Origin of the sequence: Pseudomonas fluorescens, from assembly GCF_902497745.1 — a bacterium.
GTDB lineage: Bacteria > Pseudomonadota > Gammaproteobacteria > Pseudomonadales > Pseudomonadaceae > Aquipseudomonas > Aquipseudomonas fluorescens_BM.
The window spans coordinates 9,922-10,991 of sequence record NZ_CABVHJ010000039.1 but is presented as its reverse complement, the minus strand read 5'-3'; the positions used below and the strand labels follow the sequence as shown (position 1 = coordinate 10,991).

General features: G+C 53.9%; 2 protein-coding genes. Both read left to right on the top strand.

The window, feature by feature from the left end; genetic code table 11:
- A partial coding sequence (locus F8N44_RS31510; protein WP_224794847.1) for a fucose-binding lectin II occupies positions 1 to 597 on the top strand: 597 nt, incomplete at its 5' end.
- Between the two features lie 102 nt (positions 598 to 699).
- On the top strand, positions 700 to 1,070 hold a 371-nt coding region (locus F8N44_RS32370), incomplete at its 3' end, for a DUF4232 domain-containing protein (protein WP_412071587.1).

The window sequence follows — 1,070 nt, the reverse complement described above, 5'->3', positions numbered from 1 at the left end:
GGCGGCACAACTAACAATGGCGGTGTCCCTATCGGCTCTGGCGTACAGCCAGTAGGCGGCACAACTAACAACGGCGGCTTCCCTATCGGTTCCGGGGTACAGCCAGCAGGCGGCACAACTAACAATGGCGGTGTCCCTATCGGCTCTGGCGTACAACCAGCAGGCGACACAACTAACAACGGCGGCGTCCCTATCGGCTCCGGCGTACAACCAGCTGGGGGTAACAATACGGCGGGTGATACCAGTCCACGCTGGATTCCAATTCCCGTCAACACTCAGTTCACCGTGACGATGATTAACAACGAGCAATGGGTGAGAACCGCAAAACTGAGTATTGATGGCAAAGAAGAGTCAATGGATGTTCAGGGCAACAAAGCGACCTCGAAAGCGTTCACCACAAAAACCGGCGAAGTGTCTATTTTGATGTTCGATAGTCAGAGTGGTGCCATGCGTACGCCATTGAATATTGCTGTTTCGCCGCTGGGTGCGCAGGGATCAACAGTCACATTTGGCGCAGAAAAACCGAAGGATGAAGCGTTGCCGGCGTATATGGATGTCTTTGTGCATATCGACTGGGCGACACACATCACTAACTAATAAGTAAAAATCATATCAGCTTGGAGGGTGAGGCCGTTCCAGGCTGATTTTTCTCTACCTGTTAATAGGTGGCAGTGCTGGGCGATCTCGGTGGGAGGTAAAATGAAAACGTTATCGCGATTATGCGCCTGGCCATTGGCGGTGCTGCTGACAGCTATAGTGATGTCTGCCCCCGTCTATGCAGCGTCTACTCATAAGTGTCAAGTCCATCAATTGGAGGCTCGCTTCGATGACCGTGATGGTCTGTTTGACGGTATGTCACAACGTGGCACTCTCCTGGTTCTGCGTAATAAAGGAACTCGTACCTGCCAGGTCGACTCCTTGCCTACGTTAGCGTTTGAAGGGGCTGGAGGTCGGCGATTATCTGTTGAGCGCCGGGTCCCGCGCGGAATGCACCCCGGACCGGTATTGCTACCGGTCATGGTTGCCCCTGGGGTTGAGGTCGCCATGCTGTTGCGCTGGGTTTCTGAGGA